At 39.3% G+C, this 14,838-nt stretch carries 15 protein-coding genes; 6 read left to right on the plus strand and 9 right to left on the minus strand.

Annotation, left to right across the window (positions count from 1 at the left end; genetic code table 11):
- The first annotated feature begins 184 nt into the window (after window positions 1-184).
- From rbsR to BMX26_RS04275, 6 genes are all read left to right on the plus strand, one after another.
- Complete coding sequence (rbsR, locus tag BMX26_RS04250) at window positions 185-1,186, plus strand: ribose utilization transcriptional repressor RbsR (RefSeq protein WP_075530219.1); 1,002 nt, start codon at window positions 185-187, stop codon at window positions 1,184-1,186.
- Between the two features lie 404 nt (window positions 1,187-1,590).
- The gene (locus BMX26_RS04255) at window positions 1,591-2,523 is read left to right on the plus strand and encodes a phosphate/phosphite/phosphonate ABC transporter substrate-binding protein (RefSeq protein ID WP_075530220.1); all 933 of its coding nucleotides are present in this window, start codon (window positions 1,591-1,593) and stop codon (window positions 2,521-2,523) included.
- 58 nt (window positions 2,524-2,581) lie between these two features.
- Window positions 2,582-3,346, plus strand: a complete 765-nt coding sequence (gene phnC / locus BMX26_RS04260; RefSeq protein ID WP_075530221.1) for a phosphonate ABC transporter ATP-binding protein — start codon at window positions 2,582-2,584, stop codon at window positions 3,344-3,346.
- Entirely contained in the window at window positions 3,347-4,138 is a 792-nt protein-coding gene (gene phnE, locus BMX26_RS04265; protein ID WP_075530222.1) for a phosphonate ABC transporter, permease protein PhnE, read from the plus strand. It begins immediately after the preceding gene.
- Between the two features lies 1 nt (window position 4,139).
- Window positions 4,140-4,955 carry a phosphonate ABC transporter, permease protein PhnE gene (phnE, locus tag BMX26_RS04270; RefSeq protein ID WP_075530223.1) on the plus strand — a complete coding sequence of 272 codons (816 nt, stop codon included), beginning with the start codon at window positions 4,140-4,142 and terminating at the stop codon, window positions 4,953-4,955.
- Window positions 4,956-6,518, plus strand: coding sequence for a bifunctional metallophosphatase/5'-nucleotidase (locus tag BMX26_RS04275; RefSeq protein WP_075530224.1), 1,563 nt, complete (start codon window positions 4,956-4,958; stop codon window positions 6,516-6,518).
- Window positions 6,519-6,549: 31 nt separating this feature from the next.
- Here the strand turns inward: BMX26_RS04275 and BMX26_RS04280 are convergent, their stop codons facing one another.
- The 9 genes from BMX26_RS04280 to BMX26_RS04320 form a co-directional block, all read right to left on the minus strand.
- The gene (locus tag BMX26_RS04280) at window positions 6,550-7,257 is read right to left on the minus strand and encodes an aspartate/glutamate racemase family protein (RefSeq protein ID WP_075530225.1); all 708 of its coding nucleotides are present in this window, start codon (window positions 7,255-7,257) and stop codon (window positions 6,550-6,552) included.
- A gap of 6 nt (window positions 7,258-7,263) precedes the next feature.
- A complete protein-coding gene (locus BMX26_RS04285; protein WP_075530226.1) occupies window positions 7,264-8,514 on the minus strand; it encodes a carboxylate--amine ligase in 1,251 nt (416 codons plus the stop codon).
- Window positions 8,514-10,016, minus strand: coding sequence for a UDP-N-acetylmuramyl-tripeptide synthetase (gene murE / locus BMX26_RS04290; protein ID WP_075530227.1), 1,503 nt, complete (start codon window positions 10,014-10,016; stop codon window positions 8,514-8,516). Before murE ends, BMX26_RS04285 begins: the two co-directional genes overlap by 1 nt.
- 102 nt (window positions 10,017-10,118) lie before the next feature.
- Window positions 10,119-11,015: a C39 family peptidase gene (locus BMX26_RS04295; RefSeq protein WP_225355201.1), complete on the minus strand. Its 897-nt coding sequence runs from the start codon at window positions 11,013-11,015 to the stop codon at window positions 10,119-10,121.
- Between the two features lie 22 nt (window positions 11,016-11,037).
- Entirely contained in the window at window positions 11,038-11,511 is a 474-nt protein-coding gene (locus BMX26_RS04300) for a hypothetical protein (protein ID WP_075530228.1), read from the minus strand.
- Between the two features lie 101 nt (window positions 11,512-11,612).
- Window positions 11,613-11,804 (minus strand): hypothetical protein, encoded by a 192-nt coding sequence (locus BMX26_RS04305; RefSeq protein ID WP_225355202.1) that lies wholly within the window; start codon window positions 11,802-11,804, stop codon window positions 11,613-11,615.
- A gap of 92 nt (window positions 11,805-11,896) precedes the next feature.
- Window positions 11,897-12,496 carry a LysM peptidoglycan-binding domain-containing protein gene (locus tag BMX26_RS04310; protein ID WP_075530230.1) on the minus strand — a complete coding sequence of 200 codons (600 nt, stop codon included), beginning with the start codon at window positions 12,494-12,496 and terminating at the stop codon, window positions 11,897-11,899.
- A 432-nt stretch (window positions 12,497-12,928) separates the two neighbouring features.
- On the minus strand, window positions 12,929-13,627 hold the full coding sequence (locus BMX26_RS04315; RefSeq protein WP_075530231.1) for a TVP38/TMEM64 family protein: 699 nt from the start codon (window positions 13,625-13,627) through the stop codon (window positions 12,929-12,931).
- A gap of 14 nt (window positions 13,628-13,641) precedes the next feature.
- Entirely contained in the window at window positions 13,642-14,820 is a 1,179-nt protein-coding gene (locus BMX26_RS04320) for an MFS transporter (protein WP_075530232.1), read from the minus strand.
- Window positions 14,821-14,838 lie beyond the last annotated feature (18 nt).

Here is a 14,838-nt window from a genome sequence, read left to right on the forward strand (position 1 = left end):
TCCAATTACTCCATATTCTCATTTACGCATTAATCATATAATAATCTATTTCTCACTTTTATAATTGATTTTATTATGTATTTTACGTGAAAATATTTTTTCAAGTATGCTATAATTTATTCAATTTATCATAAATATGCATTATAATAGCAAATTCCACCACCACAAAGGACCTAATTTAACCATGAAAAATAAAGTTACCATTAAAGATGTTGCTCGTCATGCTGGAGTTTCAATGACAACTGTTTCTTTGATTTTAAATGGCAAGTCAAAACGTTTTACGGAAAGAACCCGCCAAAAAGTCTTCGAAGCCAGAGATAAGCTGAACTATGTTCCTGATTTTAATGCCCGCAACCTCATTACCAATGCCGTCAAGACAATTGGTGTCATTGTCCCTGATATCGGCAACCCCTTTTTTAGCACCTTTGTCAAAAGCATTGAGCACAGCGCCATGGAAGAAAATTATATTCCGTTGATTCTTAGTTCCAATGCCAATAAAGAATTGGAACTTAAGTATCTGGATCAGCTGGTACATCGTTCGGTCAATGGCTTAATTATCGCCAGCCCTTCCACAGGTCAAAAAGAAATTGACTCTTTGCTCAAAAAAAATCATATTCCTTACCTGCTTATTGATCAAAACTCGGCTGACGGCGACCGTGTAATGACCGATGATGCTCTCGGCGCCAAATTAGCTGTTGATCACCTAATTCAATTGGGCCACCGCAAAATCGCCATGATTATGGCTCAAAATCCCACTGATAACTTAAAGCGCCGCTTGCAAGGCTACAAAAATGCCTTAGCCAGCCATCACATCCCTTTTGATGAAAAGCTGGTTATCCCAACAGAAATGACAAAATTAGGCGGCGTTTTAGCCGCCAAAAAGCTTATTCAAACCGAAGCTTCGGCTGTTTTAACGGTTAATGACGAAGTGGCTTTAGGGCTTTACCGCGGGTTAAATATGGCCGGCAAAAAAATTCCTGCTGATTACTCCGTGGTAGGATATGATAACATCGACTTGGATGAATACTTAAATCCGCCTTTGACTTCCATTGCACAGCCAATTAACGACCTGGGCTTTTACGCCTTTAAATTACTCTGTCAACGCATTGATCAAAATGATGGTCCTGCGCAAGAAATCACCCTGCCCGTTAAATTGGTTGTCCGCGATAGCACAACTAAACGATAAAAAACTAGGCTTTTAGGCCTAGTTTTTTTACGCACTTTTTTGTTAGCTAAAGCATATATTATTAACATTATTACCAACAAACATCACAATGTACCGCGAAATATTTCGCTTTTTACCATTATTTGACAAAATTCTTACGAAACTCAAAAAATTTAAATTAATTTTAACTAATTGTTTTTTAAGCGTTCAACATTAGTAAATGGTTTTAAAACCGAATGACACACACGACATGTGCTTATTTTTTACAAATAGTTTTTGCAAAAACGATCACAACTAGTCTGAAACCGGTTTTTATTAATTTTTAATTATAGAAACATGTGATGTCACCTGTTTGCCTTACAAAAGAATGTCTAATATAATCGGTCTTGTTAAGAAAAACTTTATAAATTTAAGGAGCAATTATCGTGAAAGTCTTCAAAAAACTCATGGTTGTGTTTGCTTTAGTAGCTGGCTTCGGTGCAGGCGTTCTCGCCAATAACCGTACTGCTCAAGCTTCTTATGCACCTAAGAAATTAACCGTCCAATTTGTCCCATCCTCTAACGCTACTACAATTGAAGCTAAAGCTAAGCCTTTAGAAAAATTGTTGAAGAAGGAATTAGGTATTCCCGTTAAAGTTTCCGTTTCAACTGATTACAATACTATCGTTGAAGCTATGGGATCTAAAAAAGTTGATGTCGGCTTCTTGCCACCTGATGCTTATGTTTTAGCACATAAACAATACAACGCTAAAGTTATCTTGCAAGCTTTGCGTTATGGCTACAAGCCTAATTCAAATGATGTTTTAGACAAGACTAAGCTTGTTGATTACTACCGTTCCCAAATCGTTGTTCGTAAAGACAGCAAAATCAAATCCATCAAAGATTTGAAAGGCAAAAAAATCGCTGTTCAAGATACAACTTCAACAGCCGGTTGGATTTTCCCAGCTGTTTCTATGTACAAAAAAGGTGTTAACATCAACAAGTCAAACATTTCAACTGTTGTTGTTAAAGGTCACGATCAAGGCGTTTTATCTGTTTACAACAAAAACACCGATGCTGCCTTCATCTTCCAAGGTGCACGTGCTTTAGTTAAGAAAGATGCTTCTGGTGTGATGACAAAAGTTGTTCCAATCTACACTACAGCTAAGATTCCAAACGATACGATTTCCGTGCGTGGCGATATGAGTGCTAAGTGGCAAATGAAGATTCAAAAAGCCTTCAAAAAGATTGCTAAGACTAAAAAAGGTCACAAGATTGTTTCAAGTGTTTACTCACATGAAGGCTACACTAACTCCAAAGACAGCAACTTTGATATCATTCGTGAATACGACAAAATTGCTACTAAATTAGATAAATAACAAATAAAGCTGGGGAATCTTACCTTTCCCAGCTTTTTTATGAGAAAGAGGATAAATAATGGAAACAAAACCATTGATTCAATTTAAAAATGTACAAAAAATTTACCCTAACGGCACAGTTGGTTTAAAAGATATCAACCTTGATATTGAAGAAGGCCAATTTGTCGTAGTCGTTGGTTTATCCGGCGCCGGCAAATCAACTTTGCTCCGCACTATCAACCGTATGCATGATATTACTGATGGTGATATTTTGCTTGAAGGTAAATCGATTATCCACTATAAAGGCAAAGCTTTGCGCAACTTACGCCGCAGCGTAGGGATGATTTTCCAAGGCTTCAATTTGGTTAAACGTTCTTCTGTTGAACGCAACGTTTTATCCGGACGTGTGGGCTATTACCCTACTTGGAAGAGTGTTTTAGGCTTGTTTACTAAAGAAGATAAAGCTAAAGCTGTAGAAGCTTTACAGCGGGTTAACATGGCTTCCAAAATTTATTCACGTGCCGATGAACTTTCCGGCGGTCAGCAACAGCGGGTTGCGATTGCACGAACTTTCATGCAAAACCCTAAGATTATCTTAGCCGACGAACCTGTTGCTTCCCTTGATCCTTTGACTACTGAAGCCGTGATGGATGACTTAAAGCAGCTCAACCGTGATTTTGGTATGACTGTTTTAGTTAACCTCCACTCAGTGCCATTGGCTTTGAAATATGCCGACCGGATTATCGGTTTAAGAGCAGGTCAATTAGTTTACGATAAGATGATTGCCGACGTTAAAGAAACTGACTTTGACAGCATCTATGACGAAAATGGAAAGGTGAAATAGATGGAAAATCAAGTACCTCAAAAGACCTGGCTGCAAAAATACCATGTTAAAGGCATTTTTTGGACTGTCATTTTGCTTGTTTTGTTGGAATTATCCAGCATTTCGACGGGGGTCAAATGGTCTGACTTCTTCAAAAACTTTGATCAATTTCTCGAATTGTTCCATCGGATGGCCCATCCCGATTGTAGCTATACTTCAATTGTGATTCAACCTATCATTGAAACCATTCAAATGGCCTTGTTAGGGACAACCTTAGGAACGATTTTTGCCGTACCTTTTGCCGTTTTAGCAGCGCGCAACATCGTCAAAAACGCCTTTTTAAGAGGGGTTATCCGCTTTATCTTAAATTTGGTCAGAACTTTGCCTGACTTGCTTTTAGCAGCTTTAGCGGTGGCCATTGTAGGAATTGGGGCTACCGCTGGTGTTTGGACCTTGGCTATTTTCTCCTTTGGGATGATTTCCAAGCTTTTTTACGAAACCATCGAAACCATCGAAAGCGGCCCGCTAGAAGCTTTAAGAGCTGCCGGCGCTAATAACATCCAAGTAATTGTCTTTGCCGTTATTCCACAAGTGTTAAATGGTTTTATCTCATATTTCCTTTATACTTTTGAAATTAATGTGCGTGCTTCCACTGTTTTAGGTTACTTAGGTGCCGGCGGGATTGGTGTCTTCTTGCAGCGGTCACTTTCGTCCTTCAGATATGACCAAACAGCAGTCATTATTTTGGCTATTTTAGTAGTTGTGGTTGTTATCGATGCAGTATCAAATACCTTACGGGAGAAATTACAATAAGATGGAAAATAAAAATCTTGAAATCAAAAAAACACCTTGGCAGCGTTATGGCTGGCTGGCCATTGTTGTTTTAGTTATTTGCTTTTACGTATGGGCTATTACTGGCTTAACTTTTTCGGGTATCCAAGATTCAGCTGGTGAAGTTTCTAAATCAATCATTCATGGCCTCTTTCATCCAGACTGGTCTTATGTTTATGATGGTTCCGGTGAAGATTTAGTTTCGCTCATTATTCAAACGTTAGCCATTGCCTTTTTGGGTACCATCGTTTCGGCTATCTTGTCAATTCCCTTTGCTTTTTGGGCTGCCCGCAGTCCTAAAGAAAGAGGCCAAAAGATTCACCCTAAATCAACCAGTGGTAAATTTATCCTGGTTTTAATCAGAACCTTTCCTGAATTGGTGTTGGCTATTATGTTCATCAAAGCTGTTGGACCAGGTTCTTTTGCCGGGGTCTTAGCGGTGTCAATCCACTCCATCGGGATGCTTGGCAAATTGTTTTCTGAAGCAATCGAAAATATGGATCGCAGTGCCGATGAAGCCATTATCGCTGCCGGCGGATCCAGTGCTGATGTTTTTACCTTAGCTACTATTCCGACAATTATCCCTGAATTTTTGTCATTTACCTTATACCGGTTTGAAATTGCCGTCCGTTCCGCTTCCATTTTAGGAATGGTTGGCGCCGGCGGGATTGGTACGCCGTTATTATTTGCCATTCAAACCAGAACCTGGCCTCGTGTCGGCATTATTTTGTTAGGGATTATCATCATGGTTACCGCCATTGACTGGTTGTCTGGTACCTTAAGAAAGAAGCTGGTCTAAATGAAAGTTCGCATTTTATCTACCAGTGATGTGCATGGAAACTTTTTTCCAACCAACTATGCCAGTCAAACCGACTATCATCCTTTCGGCTACCTCAAAGCTGCCAGCGTAATTGACCAAATTCGCCAGCAAAACCCAGATGACATCATCTTATATATTGAAAACGGCGACTTTTTAGAAGGCTCGCCGCTGACCGATTATGCCTATCAAACAAAAGACGCAGCTTGCGGCCATTATCATCAAAATTTTGCTAAAATTTTAAACATGATGGCTCCGGATGCTGTTATCTTAGGCAACCATGAATTCAACTACAGTCCTGAATATTTGGAAAGCTGCTACCAAGGACTTAAAGCTCCTATCTTAGCAGCCAATATTAAAGAAGGACCCAATAGTCATATTATTACTGCTCCTTACCGCATTGTGGAACAAAAAGGCGTAAAGATTGCCATTATTGGCTTAACAACCCAATATATTCCCCACTGGGAAAAGCCTGAGCACATTTCAGGCTGGCATTTTGAAGCTGCAGCCTCTGCTGCTAAACGCACTATCGCCCAATTTAAAAATCAGGTTGATTTGATAGTCGTTGCTTACCATGGCGGTTTTGAAAAAGATTTAACTTCAGGCCAACCTACCGAAAAATTAACCGGTGAAAATGAGGGCTATGAGCTTTTAACCAATGTTCCAGGAATTGATGCTTTAGTCACCGGCCACCAGCACCGCAAAATTGCCACAGTAAAAAAGCAGATTCCCACTACGCAGCCGGGTTTTCGCGGGGAAACTGTCGGCATGCTGACCTTAGATTTGGATTCAAATAAGCATGTTGCAGCTGCTTCTTCCGAACTGCTCGATGTTAAAGATGCTCCTTTAAAAGCTGACATGATGCCCTTGGTCAATGATTTGCAATCCAAGGTGCAAACGTGGCTAGACCAGCCTTTAGCTCAAATCGACGGTGGCATGAATATTACTGACCACATGCAAGCCCGGATGTTTGGCCATCCTTACTTAGCCTTGGTCAACCAGGTACAAATGGACGCTTTAGGCGTTGATATTTCAGGAACATCGTTATTTAACGATGAAGTAAGGGGCTTAGATGAAGTCGTTACCATGCGAAATGTCATGAATTCTTACGTTTATCCTAACACCTTGGCTGTCGAAGAAATTAGCGGTCAAGATTTATACGACGCTTTGGAGCGCAGCGCCAGTTTCTTTGAGTTAAACGCTGATGGAACCGTCGGCATCTCAGCGGAATTTTCCACTCCTAAAGTTGAATTGTATAACTATGACTATTATTCTGGAATTGACTATACTATTGATATCACCAAACCTAAAGGCCAACGAATTACGGCTTTAACTTACCATAACCATCCTGTTGCTAAGGACCAAAAGCTTAAAGTCGTTATTAACCAATACCGTGGCGTCGGTGGTGGCAACTATCCGATGTTTTCGGCTGATAAGATGGTCAAAGTCGATGAAAACCCTGTGGCTGGTTTAATTGTAGCTTACCTCAAAAAGCATGACCATTTAACCGCCAAACAACCGACTAATTTAACTTTTATCAAATAAAAAGATGCCCCGAAGAAATCGGGGCATCTTTTTATTTGCGCATTTTCCGGGCTAAATCAACTGTTCTTTGAGCTAAAACAATTTGACTGTCAACCACAGGCAGGTTTGTTACCGGTTCTCTTTCTTGAGCCACCGACAATTCGGTACAACCCAAAATAATAGCATCACAGTTGAGTTCTTCAACCATTTTTTTAACTAAAGTATGATACAAAGTCCGATCAACGTAATTTTGCTTTTTAACGCCAGTATAAATCAAATCCATGGTCAATTGCATAATTTCGGCAGTCGGATTGACCAGTTCATAGCCAGCATTCAAAATTTCCTGGTCGTAAATGCCATATTTAATGGTTCCTTCCGTTGCCAAAACACCGATTCTTTTGGCTTGCGGATATTTCATTCTAATTTCTTTAACCGTTTCTTGCGGCATGTTCAGCAAAGGTGCCTGACATGCCTTGCTTAATTCGTCATAAAAATAATGAGCGGTGTTGCAAGGCAGCGTATAAAAAGCGGGCTTTAATTGATTAAAATTTTTAATATCATCTAACAAAGGCATTAACGGGCTGGGTTTAGTATGATCTAAAATATAAGCTGTGCGATCAGGAATCGTCGCATGATTTACTAAAATATAATCCAAAAAATCCTGATCATTTTTACCCTTGGTTAATTCATTAACAGCATGGATATAGCTCTCAGTAGCCATCGTTCCCATACCGCCTAATACGACAAAAAAGTTTTTCATTGCAAATCATCCTTTATTTTCTTTAAAGTAGCGGTCAAAGTTTTTAGCATAGTTATGTTCAAGCCACTTGATTAAAAGCCAGCGTTTAAAGTTCATATCTTTAGCATACTCATATGTTTTACCATACCGTTTTTGCTTAATCAAAGCCAGCGCTAATTTTTTATCATCATTTTGCCGAGCATACTTGGCAAAAACAGTTGGTGGTACGCCTAGCCACAAAGCGTCCTTAGTTTTATCCTGTTTGGCTAACACGATAGGGGCGTCCTTTAAGTTTTTGACCACATAATCGCGCACCACCCATTGCGCCAAATTATAGCCGAATAAGGTCACAAAAAAGCTGCTGCGTCCCTGTCTTAAGTTCATTTCAAATAACTTATAGCTGTGGTCGCGCTCATCATACTTCATATCGAAATTAGCATAGCCAGTAAATGAAATTGCTTCTAAAAAGGATTTAATTTTATCACAAATCTCTTGGTTAAAATCAGGCAAAATCGCCACATAATTGCCAATAGCGTCAGGTTCAGGGTCTTCCAAAAGCGGATGTCCCATGCACATCATCTTGACGTGGCTATTTTGGTCAACATATGCATTTAAAACGCGCATCTTACTATCATCGCCGGGGATAAAATCTTGCAAAATAAAATCTGACTGATAGCCGTTATGGTAGGCTTGTTCTAACACATAGCTTAATTCCTGATCATTTTGAATTCGAAAAGCCTTCTTGCGCCCTTCAAAATCCACTTCCAGCCATTCAATACTATTGGCGGCCTTCAAAGCTACCGGGTAGGCAAACGGCTGCTTAACGGCATTTTCTTCAAACATTTTTTTAGTAATAATCTGTGTTTTAGGGTAAGGCAGACCATATTTTTCACACATTTGGTAGAAGTTTTCTTTATTATTGAGCTTAATAATCAAATCATAATCGACATAAGGGCAAATAAAGACATCATCTAATTCATGCTTATGTTTGGCAATTAATTCCGCATACCCATCGCCACAGCCGATTAAAAGCACCGGTTCTGTATGCGTCCGGTACTCTTCTTTTAATTTCAGCATGGTATTAATCCAAGTTGGATCCTCTGAAAATCCTGGAATAATGGTCCGATCAACAATTTTAGTGTAGCGGGTGGGCGCCCAATCAGCTTGAGCATAGGCCTTAACCGGTTTTTGCGTTAATTCATAAAAGGAGCGGGCCATCCCGTAAACGTTAAAGTCACTGCCTAATAAAATAGGCGTAAATTCAGGTAAATTACTCATTAATCAAATTCCTCAATAACTTTCTTAGCAATCACCCCATCGGTTGGATAAGGGTAATCTTTTCCTTTAATCTTTTGATAAGGATCTTCACCCTTACCAGCCAAAACAACAATATCATGCTGACAGCTAGCTAAAATAGCTTTTTTGATGGCTTGAGCACGGTCCATCTCAAAATGCACCTTAACTAAATCATGATCAATAAAACGGTCAATTTCCTGGGCAATTTCCAAAGGATCTTCAAAACCTGGATCATCAGCCGTCAGATAGACTTCATCAGCTTCTTCATTTAAAGCTTCTGAAAAACCAGGCCGCCTCGAAATCCCCTTATCCCCGGGTGAACCTAAAACGGCAATCACGCGTCCGGCATGGGTTTGTTTTTTCAAAAAAGCCAGCAGAGCTTTTAAGCTCAAATAATTATGCGCATAATCAATATAAACCATTCCATGATTTTTGGCATCCAACGATTCCATGCGCCCTTTAACCTTAGTTACTAAAAGCCCCTGCCTAATATCTTTTGGCTCAGCTCCCAAAAGACTGGCTACCAAAGCTGCACTGGTGGCATTTTCCACGTTATAGCTGCCCGCAATTTTGATTTGATAAGGCCCGTCTAAAGCCAGCTTTTGCGCCTGATTTCGCGTTTCAAGCCTAAAGGTACTGCCTTGCAGTGTCGTCTTAACCTGGGTAAAACAAACGTCGCCCACCCCATCCAGACTGGAATAAGTATAAATATGCTGACAATATTTTTCAGCTGTCGCCCGTAAAGTATCATATACTTGACTAGAGCCATTTAAAATAACCGTTCGAGAATTTTTGACTAATTCCAGCTTGCATTGCAGGTAATCTTGAAAATCACGATGCTCATTTCGACCGATATGGTCAGGCGAAATATTTAAGAAGACCCCAACATCATAATGCAGGTTATACACCCGATTCATCTTATACGCCTGTGACGATACTTCCATCACCAAATGAGTCATCCCATTGTCAACTGCTTTGCGCATATCGTGAAATAAATCAAGCGATTCGGGCGTCGTCAATTCTGACTTAAATTGATCATGCAAGCCTAAAATCCGGTCCACCGTAGAAAAAAGCGCCGTATGCTGCTTAGTATACTGCTGCAAAATATTATAAGTAAAATAAGCCGAGGTCGTCTTGCCTTTGGTTCCCGTATAAGCTGCAATATGCAATTTTTTCTCAGGGTTGCCGTAAAAGGCAGCCCCCAAAAGCGCCATCGCTTTTTGAATATCAGTCACAATTAGGCCGCAAATCTCAACATCATATTCATGTTCGGCTACATAAACCATAACCCCTTGAGGTATAGCTGTTAAAAGGTACTCGTATTTAAAATTTCCCTTACAAAATAGCATCGTTTGCTTTTTGATATTGCGCGAATCATAGCTCACATAAGTAATCTCAATCCCCTTGGCCGGCTTAACCACTCGTTTAAGCAACTGATGCTGCTTTAGCAATTCAACCGCAACCGTTAAAGTTAATTGTGCCAAATCTCTTCACCTAAATTCTCTTTTATATAAGCATTTTAATCTTAACATTTATCAAATTTGGTGTAAATAAAGCATAATAAAAAGCACGGCCTAGCCGTACTTTTACTGTGCTACATAAATAGCCTGCTTTCCCATCTGATTGTAGGTTTTAACAAAAATTTGCCAAGAAACAGCGCGGTTCTTATACCCCATGGGATCGTTGACATAAATTAATTTTTGCTGACGGTCAAAACCTGTAATCACTACACTGTGATCCTTATAAGTAATATTTACTTTGCCTTGCGGTGTATCCCACACCCGCATATCATCAGCCGGCGTAAAGGTTAAGGTCGTCACCGTCCAAACCGGGTTGCCTTCTTCCAACGTTTCAATAATCGTCGAAAAATTCGAGCCGGTTAAATCATAAACGTGCTTAGTATATTGCTTAGCCAACTGGTAAATGGGATCATGATAGACACAAAACCCGGGCTCATCTGTTCCAGCAATCGAACCGACAAAACCGACATTAGGGTTGCCATATTGGCCATTAGCATATTGATAAGGCACTTTAGCAATTTTAGCAGCTAATTCAGACTTGGTCACATTAATCCCGCGGTAATTTAAAAGCATCGCTAAGGAAGTAACCTCACAACCATTTTCATAGCGGGGAAAATCCAGCTGATTAATTTGCGGCACATCAAATTCAACATGCTTTTTGTGCACCAAACCGGTCTCCGTCGGCTTAACTGGTAAAAATTTGCTTAGATTTTCTTTTAAATCCTTATACTTACCAACAACCGTCAATTCTATTTTTTTGGCTTGGCTAGGATAAAACTGCGCTGCCACATAGCCACCGACACCTAATATCAGTCCCAGTAAAACGCCCCAAACCATCTTGCCTAAAAAACTTTTTTTAGCTTTCGGCTTTTTGAAGTTGCGGGTCTTAACAGGCCTTTTGCTTTTTTTAACCGGTGCTTTTTTCCTGGTCTTCCGCTTAGTTCTTTTAGAAGGCACAGTCATCAGCAACCACCTTTTCTAATCCTTATTTTTGATCATCATGCTTCAAAAGCTGCATGTTTTGTGAAGTTTCATCCTGGTCTTCATCAGCTTCTTCTTCAACGCCTAAAGCTTGCGAGAAGGTGCCATCAACAATGGCCATCACTTTTTGAGCAAAATCTTCATCATCTTCAGCAACAATATCAATTGCTTGCGGGTCAAATTTAGGCCCTAAAGTATCGGAAATAAAATCAACCAATTTGTTGTGAATAGTAACCACTAATTCCCAATCATCGTCGTCCATGGCAACATTTTGTTGACCGGCATCCAAAGCTGTTTTGGTAATCCTCATGCTAGTATATAAGCCGGCATGTTTAGCCATGGTAAATAAGGCATCTGTTAATAAAAGCGGCAATTTTAAATAATCTTGATAAATATTATTTACTTCCTTGTAGATGTTGTATTGATCCATCATAAAGTTAGTAAATTGTTCTTTTTCTTGGGCTAAATCATATTTCATCGTTTTTCATCCTTCGTATGTTTTTCTTCCATTATACCGTATTTCTAAAAAAAAGCATGAAAAAAGAGCTTACCTTATAAATAAGCTCTTTTATTTCATATTTAACTTGCTAAAACGTAAATATAAAACAGATATCCACCCAATATGAGACAGCCGACCCCGACAATAAATAAAATAATTCGTGTCACCCATGAATCACGTTCATGCATACCCACTGCACTGACAATCATTAATAAACCGAAGAAGGCAAATAACAGAATAATCAAAACGATTGATAACCGCAACTTCTCCACCTCAGTCTCATTATATTTCAATTAATTATAGCATAAATTACTTTACTGATAAAACTGCAAAAAAAAAGAGGCCTAAGCCTCTCTTAAAAATTTTAATACCAGCCGGTTGAAAGCCAGTGTGCCTTGGCGTTTGCCCAAGAACCATAACGTGATAAAACATAGTTGTTGGCAACTTTTTCTTGGTTAGCAGCTGAATAATCACCATTGAGGTAAGAGCCGGCTAATTGGTACTTGCCCACATAAGTCCCGTTAGTAATAGTGTAGCTGCCGCCTGATTCACGGGCTGCAATCCATTCACGAGCTGCAGCTTCTGTTGTTGAAGCTGTCGTCGTTACAGTTGAAGCAGCAGTTGTATTGGTATTGGTGCTAGTATTAGCACTAGCTACTGTGGTAGTGTTGGCTGTTTGCACTGTTGCTTGGCTTGTATTAGCTGTTGCTTGCGTTGCAACAGTTGTTGTTTGAGTATTGTTAGTATTAACTTGTAATTTTTGGCCAACATAAATTAAGTTGATGTTAGTTAAGTTATTGAGTTTTTGAATAGAATCAACAGTGGTGTTATAGTTTTGTGCGATTTGTGATAATGTATCGCCTGATTTAACAGTTACTGTATCGGCGCTAGCAACAGCAGCAGTTGCAACGGTAAAACCAGCTGCCACAGCAAAAGATAAAGCAAATTTATTAATTTTTTTCATATGTAAAACCTCTCCTTGTAAATGCGATTCGAGTTTCTTTTCAGCTTCTAGCTGTACGATATTCGCTTCCTTGCGAATCAACACTAGTTATTATAGGGGGCAAATATAACAGGCAAATGCCAACTGTATTACGAAAAAGGTGCTTTTTGCAATTTTTGTTACATAGAGTAATATTTTGCCGGTAAATTTTGCCTTATTTTTTAAATCTAAGCCGGTTTAAAGCCTTATTTTTAGCGGTTTAAGCTTTTATTTACAAAATTCAATATAGTTCAGCCCTTTTCTTAGTAAATATCTGTTAAAAAAAGCTCATTTGCTAAATTTTAATTGTAAAAAAAAGAATTTTAGCTTTCTTTACGGCTAAAAAGCCTTAAAAAGCTAAAATTCGTAACATTACTGTAAACTTGTAAAAAACATCCGAACCTTTGTTCGCTTTCAATCCTTTTGTGCCAGCTTTTGATGCCGCTTTTTAATAAACCACACAGCCAAAAATAAGGCAGCTAAGGCTAAAAGAGCGCCTAAAGCCCGCCAGATTTTCCCTTCAAAGACGGCATTTCCCCCAAAAGAATACAAAAAAGAAGTCGGCACCATACCTAAAATAACCATCCCTAAAGCATTTACCAAAGGAATCTTTAATTGCACCACAACATAATTAACTACAAACGAAGGAAACATCGGCATCATATAACCGATTAACAACCCCAGCGTTTTTACTTTATATTGCTTAATTTCAGCTAAAAAAGTCAGCAATTTTTCTGGACGCTTAGGCAAATCATACTTGCTAAAAAAGAGCAGCATACATAAATTGCCTAAAGATGTGCCGGCAAGGCTCAAGCAAAAGCCCAGCCAAGGACCAAATAAAGCGCCATTTGCGATACAAAATACCGAACTAGATAGCATCGGCACGGCTGAGGTTGTTGTTGTAATTAATAGAAGAAAAAAAGCATCTTTTAGCCCATGCTCACGAAAAATTTGTTTTAAAAGCTGCCGATCGACATCTGGATCAAGCAAGGCTAAAATTTGCTTAAAATAATCCTGTCCTGCTAACCAAAGCGCACCGATGAGCAAAATAACATCCAAGGCACACAGCAGATAAATTATTTTTTTATGTTGCAATTTTTGGCGTTTAAACATAACCACCACTCCAATTATTTATGCTTAGCAAAAATCACCATCAAAATGGTTCCGCTAATTGAAATAATAACTCCTATTAATAGCATCATCTTGACACTTGCCACTTGCAATAAAAAGCCGCCTAAAAGACTGGCAATAACCCCGCTGACTGTAGTGGTCCCAACCATTAAAGCTTGACTCATGTACTGGTAGCGCTTGGGGATAACCTCATTGACATAATACACCGAAGCTGGTGTAAAGACAGCAAAGGCAAACATCTGTAAAACCATCGCAATGTACAACATTCCCATATTAGGCGCTAAATAAGTGACCACAGCTTTAACGGAAAAAGCCAGCGACGCAAAGATCATTAATTTAGAACTGCTGATTTTGGTTGCCAAAAAAGAAAAGCCAAACATTGCCGGCAATTCGCAAATTGCAGCCACAGTTAAGGCTGTCCCCATTTGCGTTGTATTCCCGCCTACATTATTAACAACCTGAATCAAATAGCTATTGAGCATATTATGGAAAGTAAAAAGCAGCGTTGAAGCCAGCAAAACCATGGTAAAAGCCCTATATTGCTTAATAAAGTGGCCTAAACCTTCATTTGTTTTAACTTCAGCCTTTGTATCGACATCTACTTTGACTTTTTTTAGCAACGGCAAAGACCAGACCAGTAAAAATAAGGCCGCAATTAAAATAATCGTTGAAATCATTGCCATGTCAGCCCCATATTTATCGCATAAAACACCTAAAAAAGAGGACATCCCAGCAAAAAACAAGGAACCAAAGCCGCGAGCAATCCCAAAATCAACGGCAATTCCAGCTTCTTGATAATAAATGCTCAATGAGTTTAATAAAGGCTGCAGCGTCTGCAAAATAGCGTCAGCGACAACATAAAGCAGCAAAATCGCTAAGAAGTATTTAGGTGCCACTAATAATAAAACAATTCCCAACACCATTACTGCCAATAAAACCTCAATCAACCGATGTAAGGTAATATTTTGATATTTATCAGCCAAACTGCTGATATAGGGCTGTAAAATAAAGCCCACCACATTACCTAAGGCAACCACAATCCCTATCTGCGAGCTTTCCAGCCCCTTGCTGAGCAGGTAAACCGTCGCAAAAGAATAAAGGCCACAGTAAATCATCCAATATACCCCTTGGATAAAGGCGTACTGCAGGGTTAACCTTTTTGCACTAATATTCATAATCCACATCCTTCTTTA

It is taken from the genome of Ligilactobacillus sp. WC1T17 (genome assembly GCA_900110005.1).
Taxonomy (GTDB): Bacteria; Bacillota; Bacilli; order Lactobacillales; family Lactobacillaceae; genus Ligilactobacillus; species Ligilactobacillus ruminis_A.

What these genes read in the sequence shown, in the direction of transcription:
- rbsR (WP_075530219.1), top strand. Translation starts at nt 185, where the DNA reads ATGAAAAATAAAGTTACCATTAAAGATGTTGCTCGTCATGCTGGAGTT.
- phnC (WP_075530221.1), top strand. Translation starts at nt 2,582, where the DNA reads ATGGAAACAAAACCATTGATTCAATTTAAAAATGTACAAAAAATTTAC.
- phnE (WP_075530222.1), top strand. Translation starts at nt 3,347, where the DNA reads ATGGAAAATCAAGTACCTCAAAAGACCTGGCTGCAAAAATACCATGTT.
- phnE (WP_075530223.1), top strand. Translation starts at nt 4,140, where the DNA reads ATGGAAAATAAAAATCTTGAAATCAAAAAAACACCTTGGCAGCGTTAT.
- BMX26_RS04275 (WP_075530224.1), top strand. Translation starts at nt 4,956, where the DNA reads ATGAAAGTTCGCATTTTATCTACCAGTGATGTGCATGGAAACTTTTTT.
- BMX26_RS04280 (WP_075530225.1), bottom strand. Translation starts at nt 7,257, where the DNA reads ATGAAAAACTTTTTTGTCGTATTAGGCGGTATGGGAACGATGGCTACT.
- BMX26_RS04285 (WP_075530226.1), bottom strand. Translation starts at nt 8,514, where the DNA reads ATGAGTAATTTACCTGAATTTACGCCTATTTTATTAGGCAGTGACTTT.
- BMX26_RS04295 (WP_225355201.1), bottom strand. Translation starts at nt 11,015, where the DNA reads ATGACTGTGCCTTCTAAAAGAACTAAGCGGAAGACCAGGAAAAAAGCA.
- BMX26_RS04300 (WP_075530228.1), bottom strand. Translation starts at nt 11,511, where the DNA reads ATGAAATATGATTTAGCCCAAGAAAAAGAACAATTTACTAACTTTATG.
- BMX26_RS04310 (WP_075530230.1), bottom strand. Translation starts at nt 12,496, where the DNA reads ATGAAAAAAATTAATAAATTTGCTTTATCTTTTGCTGTGGCAGCTGGT.
- BMX26_RS04315 (WP_075530231.1), bottom strand. Translation starts at nt 13,627, where the DNA reads ATGTTTAAACGCCAAAAATTGCAACATAAAAAAATAATTTATCTGCTG.
- BMX26_RS04320 (WP_075530232.1), bottom strand. Translation starts at nt 14,820, where the DNA reads ATGAATATTAGTGCAAAAAGGTTAACCCTGCAGTACGCCTTTATCCAA.